General features: G+C 73.3%; 13 protein-coding genes and 1 pseudogene. 6 read left to right on the top strand and 8 right to left on the bottom strand.

All coding sequences use genetic code 11. From position 1 onward, the window contains the following. Positions 1-45 precede the first annotated feature (45 nt). The 4 genes and pseudogenes from CYQ11_RS17395 to mshD all read right to left on the bottom strand — a co-directional run bounded on the left by CYQ11_RS17395 (position 46) and on the right by mshD (position 3,530). Positions 46-1,059: an ABC-2 membrane transporter-related protein gene (locus CYQ11_RS17395; RefSeq protein ID WP_104651002.1), complete on the bottom strand. Its 1,014-nt coding sequence runs from the start codon at positions 1,057-1,059 to the stop codon at positions 46-48. Positions 1,060-1,496: 437 nt separating this feature from the next. Beyond that, a pseudogene (locus CYQ11_RS30970) lies at positions 1,497-1,946 on the bottom strand (ATP-binding cassette domain-containing protein); the annotation flags it as partial. A 53-nt stretch (positions 1,947-1,999) separates the two neighbouring features. Beyond that, positions 2,000-2,449, bottom strand: coding sequence for a GntR family transcriptional regulator (locus tag CYQ11_RS17385; protein ID WP_398780062.1), 450 nt, complete (start codon positions 2,447-2,449; stop codon positions 2,000-2,002). A gap of 157 nt (positions 2,450-2,606) precedes the next feature. Next, positions 2,607-3,530 carry a mycothiol synthase gene (gene mshD / locus CYQ11_RS17380; RefSeq protein ID WP_099199144.1) on the bottom strand — a complete coding sequence of 308 codons (924 nt, stop codon included), beginning with the start codon at positions 3,528-3,530 and terminating at the stop codon, positions 2,607-2,609. Between the two features lie 203 nt (positions 3,531-3,733). Here mshD and CYQ11_RS17375 point away from each other — a divergent pair, with 203 nt between their 5' ends. The 4 genes from CYQ11_RS17375 (at position 3,734) to CYQ11_RS17360 (ending at position 7,387) form a co-directional block, all read left to right on the top strand. Continuing rightward, positions 3,734-5,581, top strand: a complete 1,848-nt coding sequence (locus CYQ11_RS17375) for a bifunctional metallophosphatase/5'-nucleotidase (RefSeq protein ID WP_099199143.1) — start codon at positions 3,734-3,736, stop codon at positions 5,579-5,581. A 415-nt stretch (positions 5,582-5,996) separates the two neighbouring features. Then, positions 5,997-6,383 (top strand): VOC family protein, encoded by a 387-nt coding sequence (locus tag CYQ11_RS17370; protein ID WP_099199142.1) that lies wholly within the window; start codon positions 5,997-5,999, stop codon positions 6,381-6,383. A gap of 148 nt (positions 6,384-6,531) precedes the next feature. After that, entirely contained in the window at positions 6,532-7,017 is a 486-nt protein-coding gene (locus tag CYQ11_RS17365; protein WP_099199141.1) for a hypothetical protein, read from the top strand. 160 nt (positions 7,018-7,177) lie between these two features. Next, positions 7,178-7,387: a hypothetical protein gene (locus CYQ11_RS17360; RefSeq protein ID WP_099199140.1), complete on the top strand. Its 210-nt coding sequence runs from the start codon at positions 7,178-7,180 to the stop codon at positions 7,385-7,387. 27 nt (positions 7,388-7,414) lie between these two features. Here the strand turns inward: CYQ11_RS17360 and CYQ11_RS17355 are convergent, their stop codons facing one another. Continuing rightward, positions 7,415-7,966 (bottom strand): hypothetical protein, encoded by a 552-nt coding sequence (locus tag CYQ11_RS17355; protein ID WP_240003383.1) that lies wholly within the window; start codon positions 7,964-7,966, stop codon positions 7,415-7,417. A 74-nt stretch (positions 7,967-8,040) separates the two neighbouring features. Further along, positions 8,041-8,718, bottom strand: coding sequence for a TetR/AcrR family transcriptional regulator (locus tag CYQ11_RS17350; RefSeq protein ID WP_099199138.1), 678 nt, complete (start codon positions 8,716-8,718; stop codon positions 8,041-8,043). Positions 8,719-8,832: 114 nt separating this feature from the next. Between CYQ11_RS17350 and CYQ11_RS17345 the strand changes: the two genes are divergently transcribed. Next, entirely contained in the window at positions 8,833-10,209 is a 1,377-nt protein-coding gene (locus CYQ11_RS17345) for a serine hydrolase domain-containing protein (RefSeq protein ID WP_099199137.1), read from the top strand. Positions 10,210-10,506: 297 nt separating this feature from the next. Further along, a complete protein-coding gene (locus CYQ11_RS17340) occupies positions 10,507-11,757 on the top strand; it encodes a DUF2993 domain-containing protein (protein ID WP_099199136.1) in 1,251 nt (416 codons plus the stop codon). 22 nt (positions 11,758-11,779) lie between these two features. Here the strand turns inward: CYQ11_RS17340 and CYQ11_RS17335 are convergent, their stop codons facing one another. After that, on the bottom strand, positions 11,780-13,204 hold the full coding sequence (locus tag CYQ11_RS17335; RefSeq protein WP_099199135.1) for a sensor histidine kinase: 1,425 nt from the start codon (positions 13,202-13,204) through the stop codon (positions 11,780-11,782). Continuing rightward, complete coding sequence (locus tag CYQ11_RS17330) at positions 13,201-13,944, bottom strand: response regulator transcription factor (RefSeq protein ID WP_099199134.1); 744 nt, start codon at positions 13,942-13,944, stop codon at positions 13,201-13,203. The genes CYQ11_RS17335 and CYQ11_RS17330 overlap by 4 nt, the downstream gene beginning before the upstream one ends. Positions 13,945-14,005 lie beyond the last annotated feature (61 nt).

Raw genomic sequence — 14,005 nt, 5'->3', positions numbered from 1 at the left:
GCACGGGGCGCTACGGGCCCCGGCCCGCCGTCCTCCCCGTCCTCGTCACGGGTGGCGACGCCGCACCACCCACACCGCGGCCGCGGCCACGGCCGCCGCGGCGCCGAGGTGGACCCCCGCCTCCGCCCACTGCAAGGGCCACAGGTGTGACGCCGGGTGGTAGTCCACGTACCAGCCGGTGGCGCCGTGCCGTGCCACGCAGTCCTCGGGGCTGACGCCGATGCCGCAGTCGGGCTCGGGGACGCGGCCGCCCGACTGGTCGACCAGGCCGCGCCCGAGGATCCAGCGCCCGTCGGTGCCGATCAGGCCGGGCTGCCGCGAGGACAGCTCGGTGACCGGGTCGACCAGCTTCTCCCGCAGCTGCTGCAACGGCGCGGTGAGCAGGAGGTGCGCGGCGATCGCGCCGCCCATGGCCGCGACCGTGCGCCTCACCAGCAGGCCGGTCAGCGCGCCGACGGCGACGGCCAGCAGGGCCTGGCCGACGGGCACGGGTCCGATCACGTCGAAGGCGCGGAACCACGCGCCGCCCCTCTCGAGCCCCACGGGCTCCGCCCGCCAGGCCCAGGTGTAGAGGGCGGACAGCAGCGACACGCCGGCGAGGACGGCCACGGTGACCGTGGCGAGCTTGACCGCGAACCAGCGCGTCGGCGAGAGGGACTGGGTCCACGCCAGCTTGTAGGTGCCGCTCTCCAGCTCACGGGCGATCACCGGACCGGCGACGAACGCCCCGACGACCAGGGGCAGGTAGGCGACGCACCGGCCGATGTAGTGCATCGCGTCGGCGTAGGGCTGATAGGCGGAGACGACCTCGTCCCCGGGGTGGCATTCGGCGAGCAGGTCGCAGCCGTGCTGGAGGTGGTGGCCGGCCGTGAAGGAGACGAGCGCGAACCGCAGCCACACCAGGGTCAGCCCCAGCGCGACCAGCGCGCCCAGCGCGGTCCACGCCATGGCGCGGTGCTGCCGCAGCGCCAGCCAGAGGAGCCCGCGCAGCCCGGGCCGCGGACGCTGCCGCGTCTCCGCTCCGCCACGGCCGGGCGCGGACAGGGGGACGGCCGTCATGCCGCCACCCCCGCCGGCCGGGCACCGGCGCGGGGCTCGGCGCTGGGGGCGAGCAGGGCGGGGGCGCCCGGGGCGCGGAGGTGGGCGAGGAGCAACTCCTCCAGCGACGGCTCGGCGACCTCCCAGTGGCCGCCGACGGGCCCGTCGGGCCGTATGAGCGCGGTGAACTGACGTCCCGTCGTGCGGGCCTCCACGATGGTGTGGGCGGCGAACTCGCGGGGGGTGCCCACGTCCTCGTACCGGCCCATGACCAGGCGGTGAGCGGAGATCAGGTCCTCCACCTCGCCCGCGAGCCGCACCCGGCCGTCGGCCACCAGCAGCAGGTAGTCGCAGACGCCCTCCAGTTCGGCGAGGACGTGCGAGGCCATGACGACCGTGGTGGCGTACTCGGCGGCCTCGGCCATCAGGGCGGCCGTCATCTCGTGGCGCACCAGCGGGTCTAGGTCGCTCATCGGCTCGTCCAGCAGCAGCAGTTCGGGCCGCTTGCCGAAGGCGAGGGCGAGCGCGAGACGGGTGCGCTGGCCGCCGGAGAGGGAGCCGGCGCGCGCGTCGGGAGAGAGCCCGCCGGCGCGGACGAGCCGCTCGGCGACGGCCGCGTCCCAGCGGCCGGGGTTGAGCCGCGCGCCCAGAGCGAGGGTCTCGGCGACGGTGAAGTGCGGGTAGAGGGGCTTGTCCTGGGCGACGTAGGCCACGCGGGGGCGCACGGCGCCGTCGGAGGGGGCGCCGCCGAGGACCCGCAGGGAGCCCTCGGCCGGCCTGCCAAGCCCGGCGGCCAGGGCCAGCAGGGTCGACTTGCCGGCTCCGTTGGGGCCGACCAGGGCGCACACCCTCCCGGCGGGGAGGCGGAACGAGCAGTCGCGCAGCGCCCAGCGCCGGCGGTACCTCATCCCCAGCCCGACCGCCTCCACGGCGGTCCGGCCGGGGCGATACGTCAGGTCGGTCATGCGTTCCCCTCGTCCCCTCTGCGTGCGGGTCGTTCGTCCCGCGCGTGGTCCCCGGGGGGCCGGGAGAAGCTCTCGTCGAGCACGGAGGCGACCAGGGCGGCCACGTCCTCCCGGTCGAGCCCGGCCGCGCGGGCGCGTTCCGTCCAGTCGGCCAGTTCGGCGCGCAGCGGCGAGTCGGCGGCGGCCTCCGGCCGGGCGAGCGAGCGCCGCACGAAGGTCCCCAGCCCGGGGCGCGCCTCGACCAGGCCCGCACGGTCGAGCTCGCGGTAGGCCTTCAGGACGGTGTTGGGGTTGATGGCCGTGGCCGCGACGACTTCCTTCGCCGTGGGCAGCTTGTCACCGGGCGTCAGCAGGCCCAGGCGCAGGGCCCGTTCGACCTGCTGGACGATCTGGAGGTAGGTGGCGACCCCGCTGCGCCGGTCGATGCGGAACTCGACCACGCCCATCACCCTTTCACTACTTGCCTAGTGAAAGGGTGATGGAAGGGCTCGTCCCCTGTCAAACGATCTCGCCGTACGGGCGCGCCCGAGCGCGGCCGGGTACGCCCGAGGCCGGCGGGGACCGGCACGGCCGGCGCCGGTCAGCCGCGCCGCGCGACGGGGATCAGCTCTCGGTCCGGTACATCAGGTCCGTCTCGTGGGTCAGGAACCCGAGCCGCTCGTAGACGGCGACGGCCGCGGCGTTGTCCGCGTCGACGTACAGCATCGCCGTGGGCAGCCCCCGCGCCGCCAGGTGCCGCAGGCCGATCGCCGTCAGCGACTTGCCGAGCCCGCCGCCCTGGGCGCCGGGCCGCACGCCCAGGACGTACACCTCGCCGAGGCCCTGGGCGGCGTGCACCTTCGTCCAGTGGAAACCGACGAGCTCCCCGCCCTTCTCGGCCAGGAAGAACCCCTCGGGGTCGAACCAGCCCTCGGCCTTGCGGTCGTCGAGGTCCCGCTGCGTGAGCGAGCCCTGCTCGGGGTGGTGCGCGAACGCCTCCGCGTTCACCGCAAGCCAGGCCGCGTCGTCCTCGCCGGGGCGGAACGTCCGCACCGTCACGCCCTCCGGCAGCACGGGCTCGGCCAGGTCCAGGTCCGCCAGGGGCCGCCGCATCTGCCGCAGCTCGCGGAAGAGGCTCATGCCCAGCACCTGCGCGAGGTGCCGGGCCGCCGGGTGACCGCCGTGCGCCCACACACGCAGCCGCTTGCCGGACTCGTGCAGCAGGGCGGCGCCCAGGGCCCGCCCGTGGCCGTAGCCGCGGCGGTCGGGATGGACCACGAACTCCCCGGCCGGGGCCTCGACCGGGTCGTTCTCCTCCAGCTGGCCGTAGCCGGCGAGCCCGCCGTCCGCGTCGCGCAGCAGGACGTGCCGCACGCCCTCGCGCCGCCCCTTGAGCTGGAGGCGCCCCTGCTCCGAGACGGCCGGCTGCCCGTCCACGGCGGCGGCCTCGGCGATGAGCCCCCGCACCTCCTCCAACTGCCCGGACGACAGCTCTTCGCACACCTCGATACGCCGCTGGCCGCTCACGTCATTCACCACGTCGCTCATGCCCCGAGCCTACGTCGCGGCCGGTGCGCGGTCCGGAGGCACGGGAGCCACGACCGGAAAGCACCCCTCCGCTTACTGCGGCGCGCGCGTCCCCGTCCGCGTCACCCCTCCGTAACCGGGGCCCTCCTGCGGGACTACGCGCGTCAACCGTATGCTGCCGCCGACCTGAAAGACCCCCAGTACTTTCATCAAAAGGGGAACACATGCCCGCGACGCCGCTGCCTCGCAAGCGCCTCGCCCTCAGACGGCTGACCGCCACGGCCGCCGTCCTCGCCGCCACCGCCGGCACCCTGACCGCCGCCACGGCCACGGCCGGCGCCAACGACCGCGGTCACGGCCACGACCGGGGCCGCACGGTGGACGTGCAGCTGCTGTCCTTCAACGACCTGCACGGCAACCTCGAGCCCCCGCAGGGCTCCTCCGGCACCGTGACCGAGACCCAGGCCGACGGGACGACGAAGGCCATACCCGCGGGCGGCGTCGAGTACCTGGCCAACGCCCTGCGCACGGCCCGCAAGGGCCACGACTACTCGATCACGGCGGCGGCCGGCGACATGATCGGCGCCAGCCCCCTGATGTCCGGCCTCTTCCACGACGAGCCGACCATCGAGGCGCTCAACAAGCTGGACCTCGACGTCACTTCCGTGGGCAACCACGAGTTCGACGAGGGCCGCGCCGAGCTGACCCGCATGCAGCGCGGCGGCTGCCACCCGAAGGAGGGCTGCTTCGAGAAGGGCAAGACCTACAAGGGCGCGCAGTTCCCCTACCTCGCGGCGAACGTCCTCGACGAGAAGACCGGCAAGCCGATCCTCAAGCCGTACACCGTCTGGGAACACAAGGGCGTGAAGGTCGGCTTCATCGGCGTCACGACGAAGAACACGCCGGACGTCGTCACGGCCGAGGGCGTCAAGGGCCTGAAGTTCGCCGACGAGGTCGAGACGATCAACAAGTACGCCAAGGAGCTGGACCGCCAGGGCGTGAAGTCGATCGTCGCGCTCCTGCACGAGGGCGGCATGCCGGCTTCGGGGTCGTACAACTTCGACTGCGACACCCCGGGCGCGGGCGCCGGCATCTCCGGCCCGATCGTCGACATCGCCAAGAAGGTCACTCCCAAGGTGGACGCCCTGGTGACCGGCCACACGCACCAGGCCTACGCCTGCACAATCCCCGACCCGTCCGGCGCCCCGCGCACGGTCACCTCGGCCGCGTCCTTCGGCCGGCTCTACACCGACACGACGCTGACCTACGACCGGCGGACGAAGGACATCGTCCGCACGACCGTCAAGACGAGCGCCGCCGCGCACGCGAAGAACCCCCGCACGGCCAACCACGTCGTCGACCGCACCCAGCCGAAGGCCGCGGACATGACGGCGCTCATCGACCGCTGGAAGAAGCTGGCGGCGCCCGTCGCCAACAAGCCGGTGGGCTACATCTCCGCCGACATCAACGGCCGCGGCTCCGAGGCGTACGAGCAGCCGCTCGGCGACGTCATCACGGACGCCCAGCTGGAGGCCCTGTCCCCGGCGGCCAAGGGCGGCGCCCAGATCGCCTTCATGAACCCGGGCGGCGTCCGCTCGGACCTGGCGTACAAGGCCTCCGGCAGTGAGGGCGACGGCGTCGTGACGTACGGCGAGGCCTTCACCGTGCAGCCCTTCACCAACCTCATGCAGGTCAAGGACCTGACCGGCGCCCAGGTCATCGCGGCGCTCCAGCAGCAGGTCAGCGGCCCCAACGAGGCCCAGCCGAAGATCCTCCAGGTGAGCAGCGGCCTGACCTACACGCTCGACCTGACGAAGAAGGGCGCGGACCGCGTCGTGGCCTCGTCGGTGAAGCTGGGCGGCACCGCCATCGACCCGGCGAAGACCTACCGCGTCGCCGGGAACGAGTTCCTGATGGGCGGCGGCGACGGCTTCCCCGCCTTCAAGGAGGGCAAGAACAAGCTGGTGGCCGCGTCCGACCTGGACGTCTTCATCGCCTACCTGACGGCCCACTCGTCGAAGGACGCGCCGCTGGCCCCGCCGGCCGCGAACCGGATCACGATCGTGAAGTAGTCCCGCACTTCACAGCGAAGCACGCGTCGACGGCGCACGGCGGATTCCCGCCGTGCGCCGTCCGCTTGAGCGGCCGGGGCCCCGCCCTTCGCCGCGAGCACCGCCGGCGCCATCGCCCTCGAGCCGCGGCGGTCACCTGATGTACAGTCACGGACGTGACTGCCGGGTCGGCCATGGGCCACAAGCGAGTGAGGCACCCGGCCTCGTCGTGAGGACGGGGCGGGCGAGAAGCCCGCCTTCGTTGTTTCCGCTCACCGCGCACCGCACACCCCTTTCGCGTGTCTTCACGCTCCTGCGCGTCTCCGCACACGCCTTCGCGCGCCTTCCCCCGAGCGGATCCCCCCTCTCGCACGTTGCCGCCGCATCACAACGGACCGTCGCGTGACGGCCGTTCACCACCTTGAGGATCACCACCATGGCAGTAGAGCTCAACCACACCGTCGTCCACGCCACGGACAAGCAGGCGTCCGCCCACTTCCTCGCCGGCATACTCGGGCTGCGCGTCGGCGCGCCCTTCGGTCCGTTCGTGCCGGTCGACCTGGCCAACGGCGTGACGCTCGACTTCTACGAGAACGCCGGGGCTCCCGTCACGTCGCACCACTACGCGTTCCTGGTCTCGGAGGAGGAGTTCGACGTCGCGATGGCCCGGATCGAAGCCGCCGGGATCACGTACTACGCCGACCCCCACCACACCGACCCCGGCCACATCAACCGCCTCTTCGGCGGCCGGGGCGTGTACTTCACCGACCCCGACGGCCACAACATGGAGATCATGACCCGGCCCTACGGCCGTCCCGCGTAGGTCACCGGGACTGGCCGGACATCGACCGTACGGGCGGTTGACCGGTTTTCCCCGCCCGGCTTTGCCCGGACGCACCGGCGCAGCAAGGATCACCGTTCGTAGCAGCGCGCTCACACGCGCTGTCCGCCACGTCGAACAGGAGATCCCCGTGCAGCGCCGAACCGTTCTCCGCACTCTCACCACCACCGTGGCAACGGCCGCCCTGGGCCTCGCTGTCGCCCAGGGGGCCACCGCCTCGGCGGCGACGCCGCCGTCGCAGGACACCACGGCGAAGGCGACGACCTCAGCGGACGACAACCCCTTCCGGTGGATGGACCTGGACGGCCTGCGGGCCGAGTACCGGTTCATGTGTCCCGCCGGGCACTGCGTGGGCTACTGGTCCCTGGTCCTTGCGGACGAGGTGGCCCAGCGACGGTACGCGGGCGGCGAGTTCTTCGTGTACGCCCCGGCGACGGGCGAGTTCGGCTTCTTCCTCAACACGGACATCGCCTCGCGCACGGTGAAGAAGCCGGCCCAGGTGCGGGTCGTCGACAGCGACTTCACCCGCTCGCACCCCCGGTTCGAGATCCGCTACGGCAACCCGGACCAGCCGAAGAAGGCCCGTGTCGTCGCCACGGCGACGACCTGGATGTAGCCGACGGGCCGGGCCCGCCGCCTCCTCGCGCGGCGGGCCCGGTCGGCCGGGGCGAGCGCGCGGTGGTGCGGAGCGGCGCGCGGGGGCATGGCGGGCATGAGGCGGCCGTACGGGCGGTAGTCCTGGGCCGACCGTTGCACCGGACCCCCAGGGGGCACCCATGAACCCGCTCCGCCGCGTGTTGACCACCCTCGCCGCCACGGCCCTGCTCTGCGTCGGCTCCGCCGCACTGGCGGCACCGGCTCAAGCGGAGGTGAACGCGAACCTGCTGGGCGGCATCCTGTACGCCACGTCCAACGGTCTGACCCACGTGGGAAGCGGGGGCTCCGACCTCGTGGCCCTCCCCAACCTCCTGTCGCCGATCGTCTGAGCCGGGGGCGGAACCGGGCGGGACGGATCAGCCCGCCCGCTTGCCGGGCCGGCAGCGGCGCACGTAGTACCCGTACGTCAGCGCCAGCACCATCGGCCCCCACAGGGTCCCCGGCGCGATGCACACGCGGGCCAGCGTCTCCCACCCGCCGTTGACGTAGCCGACGCTGTCGTCTTCGATGAGGCCCAGCCACACCAGCACCGACGGCGCCCAGAACGCGGTCGCGCCCAGCCCGCCGAGCGTCGCCGGGACGAGCGCCGCGGCCGGCGGTATCCGCTTGCCCCCGATGAACGGGAGCCACGCGGGCGCGACCTCGCCCCAGCCCCGCACCAGGCCGAAGCACAGCAGCGCCAGCGCCTCGGTCAGGAGGCTGAGCCCGAACACGTAGGGGATGGTCGCCCAGACCGGCCAGACGGCGGCGTCGGGGTCGTGCGCCATTCCCATCTGGAAGTGGAAGGCGAACGGCAGCCGCCACAGGCACTGGGGAAGCAGGACGAGCGGGATGGCGCGGGCGGTGACCATCGCCCACCGCGGGACCGGGCGTTCCGTCTCGACGGGGGAAAGAGGTGTCGTTTTCACATCCTCCAGCCTCATCCGCCGCTCGTCCCCCGGTCGTCACTCCTGAGGCCGCACCGATCCGCCGAACGGCGGAGTCACCGCCGCCCCAGACGGACCTCGAAGCCGTCGAGGATGGCGGCGAGGCCGAACTCGAAGCTGCTGTCGGGCGCCGCGGCGTAGTCCGCGGCGGCGGTGGTGCCGAGGCGCTCGCGCAGCCGCGGGAACCGCATGGCGATCTCCCCCGCCCGCGCCACGGCGTCGGCCATGTGCTGCCCCGCGTCCTTGCCGTTCTTGCTCAGCCGCCGGGCCAGCGAGACCTCCACGGCGGGCCCGAGGGCGTTGCCCAGGACGAAGATGAAGACCGTGGCGGCCGCCCGGTCCGCGTCGGCGGCGCCGAACCCGGCGTTCTCGTAGACGGCGAGACAACGGTCGTCGTAGCGGGACTTGCCAGCGCCGTAGAGGAGATGACTGCCGCACGCCTGCACGAACCAGGGGTGCCGGCCGAGCATCGCGTGCATGCCTGTGGCCAGGGCCGTGGCCGCCTGCCGCCAGTCGGCGGCGTCGGGGTCGGGCAGCTCGACCTCGTCCCAGATGGCGTCACCGGCGAGCCGGACGAGGTCGTCCTTGGTCTTGATGTGCCAGTAGATCGCCGTGGCGGCCGCGCCGAGCCGTTTGCCGAGGCTGCGCATGTTGAGGCCGTCCAGCCCCTCCTCGTCCAGCAACTCGATGGCGGCGCGGACGATCTGGTCGACGGTCAAGGTGTCCCGAGGCATGACGGGAGCTTACTTGAACTAAGTTCAGGCCACCACTTGCACATTGTTCAAGTGGGCCTCTATGGTCGCCCTGTACTTAGTTCAAGTACTGGTCCAAGGCCCCTGGGGGAAGCAATGTCGCAGGAGAAGCTGTCCGAGTTCGTCGCGTCGGCCGCCAAGGAGTTCGACGTCCCCGGCGTCGCCGTCGGCGTGCTGGTGGACGGCCGGGAGATCCACGCCTCCGCGGGCGTCACCAGCGTCGACAACCCGCTGCCGGTCGACGACAAGACGCTGTTCCACCTCGCGTCGGTCACCAAGACCTTCACCGCGACCGCGCTCATGCGCCTGGTCTCCGAGGGGAGGGTGGATCTGGACGCCCCGGTGCGCCGGTACGTTCCCGAGCTCGGACTCGCCGACGAGGACGCCGCGGCCCGGATCACCGTGCTGAACCTGCTCAACCACACCTCGGGGCTGGACTGGAACCTGATCGACACGGGCGAGGGGGACGGTTCCCTGGCGGGGTTCGTGGCCAAGATGTCCGAGCTGCAGATGATCGCGGCGCCCGGCGCCCGCGCCTCGTACAGCCAGGCCGGCTACAACCTGGCCGGTCGGATCGTCGAGAACGTCACGGGCCTCTCCTTCGAGAAGGCCATGACCTCGCTGGTCCTGGAGCCGGCCGGGCTTGAGAACACCTTCTTCGACCTGGACGAGGTCTTCGTCCGGCGGTTCGCCGCCGGGCACAACCGCGACCAGGACGGGACGCTGCGGCCCGCGCGGCCGTGGCGGGCCTGGCCGGCCGGCGAGCGCGGCAACAACCCCGGCGGGGGCGTCGTCTCCTCGGTCGGCGACCTCCTGCGCTGGGCCCGGTTCCACCTCGGCACCGGCGAGGGGGTGCTGCCCGCCGAGGCGCTGCGGCGCATGAAGGAGCCGACGGTCGAGCTGCGCGGCAGCACGCTCGGCGACGCCTTCGGCATCGGCTGGTTCCTGCGCGAGGTGGACGGCGTGCGCACGATCGGCCACGGCGGATCGGGCAACGGCCAGTTCGCCGAGCTGCTCATCGTGCCCGAGCGGGACTTCGCCGTCGTCTCCCTGGCCAACGCCGGCCCGGAGGGCTACCCCTTCAACCAGGACGTCGTCCGCTGGGCCCTCGCCCACTACCTCGACGTGGCCGAGGAGGACCCGGAGCCGGTCCCGTTCGACGAGGTGCGGGCGCGCGAGGTCGCGGGCCGGTACGAGAACGACGCCATGAACCTCGACCTCGCCACCGACGGCACCCGGCTCACGCTCGGGGTGGGGATCAAGCCCGAGATCCGGCAGGCGTCGGACGCCGACATGCCCCCGGACCACGCGCCGGCCGAGACGGGCTTCCTGCCCGGCGACGGTGCGGAGTACGTCATCACCGAGGGCGGCCTGAAGGGGCAGCGGGGCTTCTTCACCCGCGACGCCGGCGGCAAGGTCACCGGCGTGGACCTGGCCGGCCGGCTCTTCACCCGGGCCCGGACGGCGTCGTGAGCAGGGGCGGGCGGCAGGGCGGGCCGCCGCCCCGCCGCCACCTCAGACGCCGAAGCCGGCTCCCAGCCGTACCGCACAGGTCGCGTGATCGTCGCGACTCCCCCGAGCGCGTGCCATGGGAGTCACGCTAGGGGCTCTCTCCCGCCATCAGGGAAAGCCCCGGCACAACGGCCGGAAATCGCCCCGCTTTCTGCCCGTAACAGTGCTAAGACTCGCGTTCGAGGCATCGCCGGGGATTCGTCGCGTACCCCCGGTAGCGCTTGCGCGCGGGGGCGTCGCGCGTGGTGGGATGGGGCGATGCGCACCCCCACACGCATACCCTCCCTTCCCCCCAACCCCTATGAAGAACTGGCGTCACTCGCCGACCCGGAGCCGGAACCGACGCCGCCGGACACGCCGCCCGGCGCCCCGCCGCTCACCGTCCACATCGCCCCCGCCCACGTCGTCGCCGACGAGCCCTGGTCACCCCCCGACCACCGCCGCCCCCGCAAACGCAGCCGCCGCACCCGACGTGCCCGCCGCTCCCCCGCCCGGCGCCCCCGGCTCCTCGTCCCCCGCCTGCTCGCCGCCGCCCTCGGCGCCACCGCCCTGCTGCTCCTGGCCGACCGCTGCGCCGCGATGTACGCCGAGAAGAAGGCCCAGCAGGCGCTTCGGCAGCAGCTGCACCTCGCCGCCGATCCCCAAGTCGACATCCGCGGCTTCCCGTTCCTCACCCAGGTGCTGGCCAAGCGCCTCCACCGCGTGGACGTCACCGTCCCCGACGTCGACGCCGACCGGGTCTCCCTCGCGAAGGTACGGGCGAGCGCCCGCGACGTCCGCATCACCGGCAGCGTGCCGGCCGGCGTCCGCGGCGCCACCGTCGGGCAGCTGAAGGGGGACGTCCTGCTGTCCTTCGCCGACATGAACCGTGAACTCGGCTCGTCGCAGATCAAGTTCAGCGACCTCGGCGACGACGCCGTCGCCGCCCGCGGCCGGGTCGGCATCGCCGGCCAGCAGGTGCTCCTCCGCGCCCGGGCACACCTGCGCCGCGACGGCGACCGGGCCGTGTCCACCGAGGTCGACAGCATGTCCCTGGACCTCCCCCACCTCGCCACCTACCGCCCCGAGGGCAAGGACAAGAGCCTGGTCCTGCACCGGGAGGCCGCCGAGCGCATCAGCCGGGACGCCGGCCGCGCCAAGGCGCTGCTGGCGGTACCCGCGATCGCCGCCCGCCTCGGTGTGACGGAGGAGGAGGCCGCGGCCGCCCTCCACAGCGAACAGCGGCTGCGCGGGATCGTCGGCTCCCCCCGCTTCGTCGACAGGCTGACACGGGCCAACCTCGTCGACGTCGTCGTCGCCCACCCCTGGATCCTGGAACGGCTCGGCGTCGACCCGGCCGTCGTCGCGGGCCTCGCCCACGTCCGCCCGCCCGAGCTGGCCGACCGCCTCACCCTGTCCTTCCGCCTCCCCCCACAGGCCAAGGACCTGCACCTGCGCGGGGTCGTCGTGGAGCGCGACGGCATCCGGGCGGACCTCTCCGCCACCGGCCTCTCCGTCGGCGGCCCCTAGGGGGTGCCCCACGGATCCGGCCTCACGGCCGCCGGGGCTCGTCCCCCGTGAGGGGCGGCGGCTCCGTCGCCGCTCCCGGCAGCCGTACCGTCGCCACCGTCCCCTCGCCGCCCTCCGCCGGCCGCAGCGTGACCACGCCGCCCGCCTGCTGGACCGTACGGGCGACGATCGACAGCCCCAGCCCGCTGCCCGGCAGGCTGCGGGCCGACGGCGAGCGCCAGAAACGGTCGAAGACGTGCGGGAGCTCATGGTCCGGGATGCCCGGACCATGGTCGCGGACCGTCAGCTCGCCGTTCACCAGACGGACCTCGATCACACCTCCCGGGGGGCTGAACTTCACCGCGTTGTCGAGGAGGTTGACCACCGCCCGCTCCAGCGCCGCCGGCTCCGCCCGGACGTACCACGGGTCGGTGCGGTCGTCGACAACCAGACCCGAACCGGCGGCGCGCAGCCGGGCGCGGGCGACCGCCCGTCCGACGGCCTCGTGCAGGGGCACGACCTGGAGGGGGGCGCCGCCCTCCGGCCCGTCCGGGCGGGACAGCTCCTGGAGGTCGCCGATCAGTTCCGCCAGCTCGGTCATCTGCGCCTTCACGCTCGCCAGCAGCTCCTTGCGGTCCTCCGGCGGGATCGCCCGGCCCGTCTCCTCACTCCGCGCCAGCAGGTCGATGTTGGTCCGCAGCGACGTGAGCGGCGTCCGCAGCTCGTGTCCCGCGTCCGCGATGAGCTGGGCCTGGCGGTCGCGGGACGAAGCCAGCGCGGCCGTCATGGAGTTGAACGAGCGCGACAGGCGGGCGATCTCGTCCTCGCCCTCCACCGGGATCCGCACCGCCAGGTCCTCGGTGCGGGCGATGTGCTCGACGGCGTCCGTCAGCTGGTCCACCGGCCGCAGGCCCGCCCGCGCGATCCCCAGGCCGGCCATCGCGGCGCCCAGCACCCCCACGCCGGCCGTGAGGACCAGCACCAGCGCCAGCGCGTTGAGCGGCTTCTCCGTCTCGCTCAGCGGCTGGGCGATGGAGATCGCCGTGCGCGCCAGCTGGTCGCTGGCGTACGTCGCGACGCGCATCTCCTTGCCGTCCACCGCCGTCCCGTCGTGCAGCACCTCGTCGGCACGGCCCCGCGCGACGGCCAGATCGGCGTCGGTGACGCGGATCGCGGCCTTGCCCGGCGTCGTGCACACCAGTCCGCCCGCGGTGACCACCTGGACGGTGTAGGAACCGGGGGCCGGCGGCAGGCCGGACGGGTTGGTGCCGCAGGAGCGGATGAGCTCCTGCACGGACCGCTCGTCGACCCGCTGGCTGGTCAGCGTCGTGTCCCTCTGGTGCGCCAGCTGCTCCTTCGTGACGAACCAGCACGCGCCCGCCGCGAGGGCGACCGCCACCGCCACGGCGGCCGCCGTCAGCAGGGCCAGGCGCGAGCGGAGCGGCAGCCGGCGGAACCTGGTGATCACTCGGCGCCGCCGTCGGCCCGCAGGACGTAGCCGACCCCGCGCACCGTGTGCACGAGCCGCCGTTCCCCGCCCGCTTCCGTCTTGCGGCGCAGGTACATCACGTACACGTCCAGCGAGTTGGAGGACGGTTCGAAGTCGAAGCCCCACACGGTCTTGAGGATCTGCTCGCGGGTGAGCACCTGCCGCGGGTGGGCCATGAACAGCTCCAGCAGGGTGAACTCCGTGCGCGTCAGCTCCACCCGCCGCGCGCCCCGCGTCACCTCGCGCGTCGCGAGGTCCATCCGCAGGTCGGCGAAGACCAGCTGGTGGCCGTCCCCGGCGTCGGCCGGGGTGGTGGCGGCCGCGGCGTACGAGCTGCGGCGCAGCAGCGCGCGGATGCGGGCCAGCAGCTCGTCCAGCTCGAAGGGCTTGACGAGGTAGTCGTCCGCGCCGGCGTCCAGACCGGTGACCCGGTCCCCCACCGTGTCGCGGGCGGTCAGCATCAGGATCGGCACGGTCACCCCGGAGCCGCGCAGCCGCCGGGCGGCGGTGAGGCCGTCCATGCGGGGCATCAGCACGTCGAGCACGATGAGCTCCGGCCCGTACGCGGCGACCTTGTCGAGCGCGTCGAGTCCGTCGACGGCCAGCTCGGTGTCGTAGCCCTCGAAGACGAGGCTGCGGCGCAGCGCCTCGCGGACGGCGGGCTCGTCGTCCACGATCAGGATGCGGGCGGGCTGGTCGCCGTGCTCGGCGGGGCTCATCGCGGGTGACCTCACAGTTCGCGTGTCGTACGGGTCGCGGGCCCTTCCAGCCTCGCACGAC

The sequence above is a fragment of the Streptomyces cinnamoneus genome, assembly GCF_002939475.1.
GTDB lineage: Bacteria > Actinomycetota > Actinomycetes > Streptomycetales > Streptomycetaceae > Streptomyces > Streptomyces cinnamoneus_A.
This window is presented reverse-complemented; position numbering and strand designations above follow the sequence as displayed.

Coding starts and splice junctions, on each gene's coding strand:
- CYQ11_RS17395 (WP_104651002.1), bottom strand. CDS start 1,059: ATGACGGCCGTCCCCCTGTCCGCGCCCGGCCGTGGCGGAGCGGAGACG.
- CYQ11_RS17385 (WP_398780062.1), bottom strand. CDS start 2,449: ATGGGCGTGGTCGAGTTCCGCATCGACCGGCGCAGCGGGGTCGCCACC.
- mshD (WP_099199144.1), bottom strand. CDS start 3,530: ATGAGCGACGTGGTGAATGACGTGAGCGGCCAGCGGCGTATCGAGGTG.
- CYQ11_RS17375 (WP_099199143.1), top strand. CDS start 3,734: ATGCCCGCGACGCCGCTGCCTCGCAAGCGCCTCGCCCTCAGACGGCTG.
- CYQ11_RS17370 (WP_099199142.1), top strand. CDS start 5,997: ATGGCAGTAGAGCTCAACCACACCGTCGTCCACGCCACGGACAAGCAG.
- CYQ11_RS17360 (WP_099199140.1), top strand. CDS start 7,178: ATGAACCCGCTCCGCCGCGTGTTGACCACCCTCGCCGCCACGGCCCTG.
- CYQ11_RS17350 (WP_099199138.1), bottom strand. CDS start 8,718: ATGCCTCGGGACACCTTGACCGTCGACCAGATCGTCCGCGCCGCCATC.
- CYQ11_RS17345 (WP_099199137.1), top strand. CDS start 8,833: ATGTCGCAGGAGAAGCTGTCCGAGTTCGTCGCGTCGGCCGCCAAGGAG.
- CYQ11_RS17340 (WP_099199136.1), top strand. CDS start 10,507: ATGCGCACCCCCACACGCATACCCTCCCTTCCCCCCAACCCCTATGAA.
- CYQ11_RS17330 (WP_099199134.1), bottom strand. CDS start 13,944: ATGAGCCCCGCCGAGCACGGCGACCAGCCCGCCCGCATCCTGATCGTG.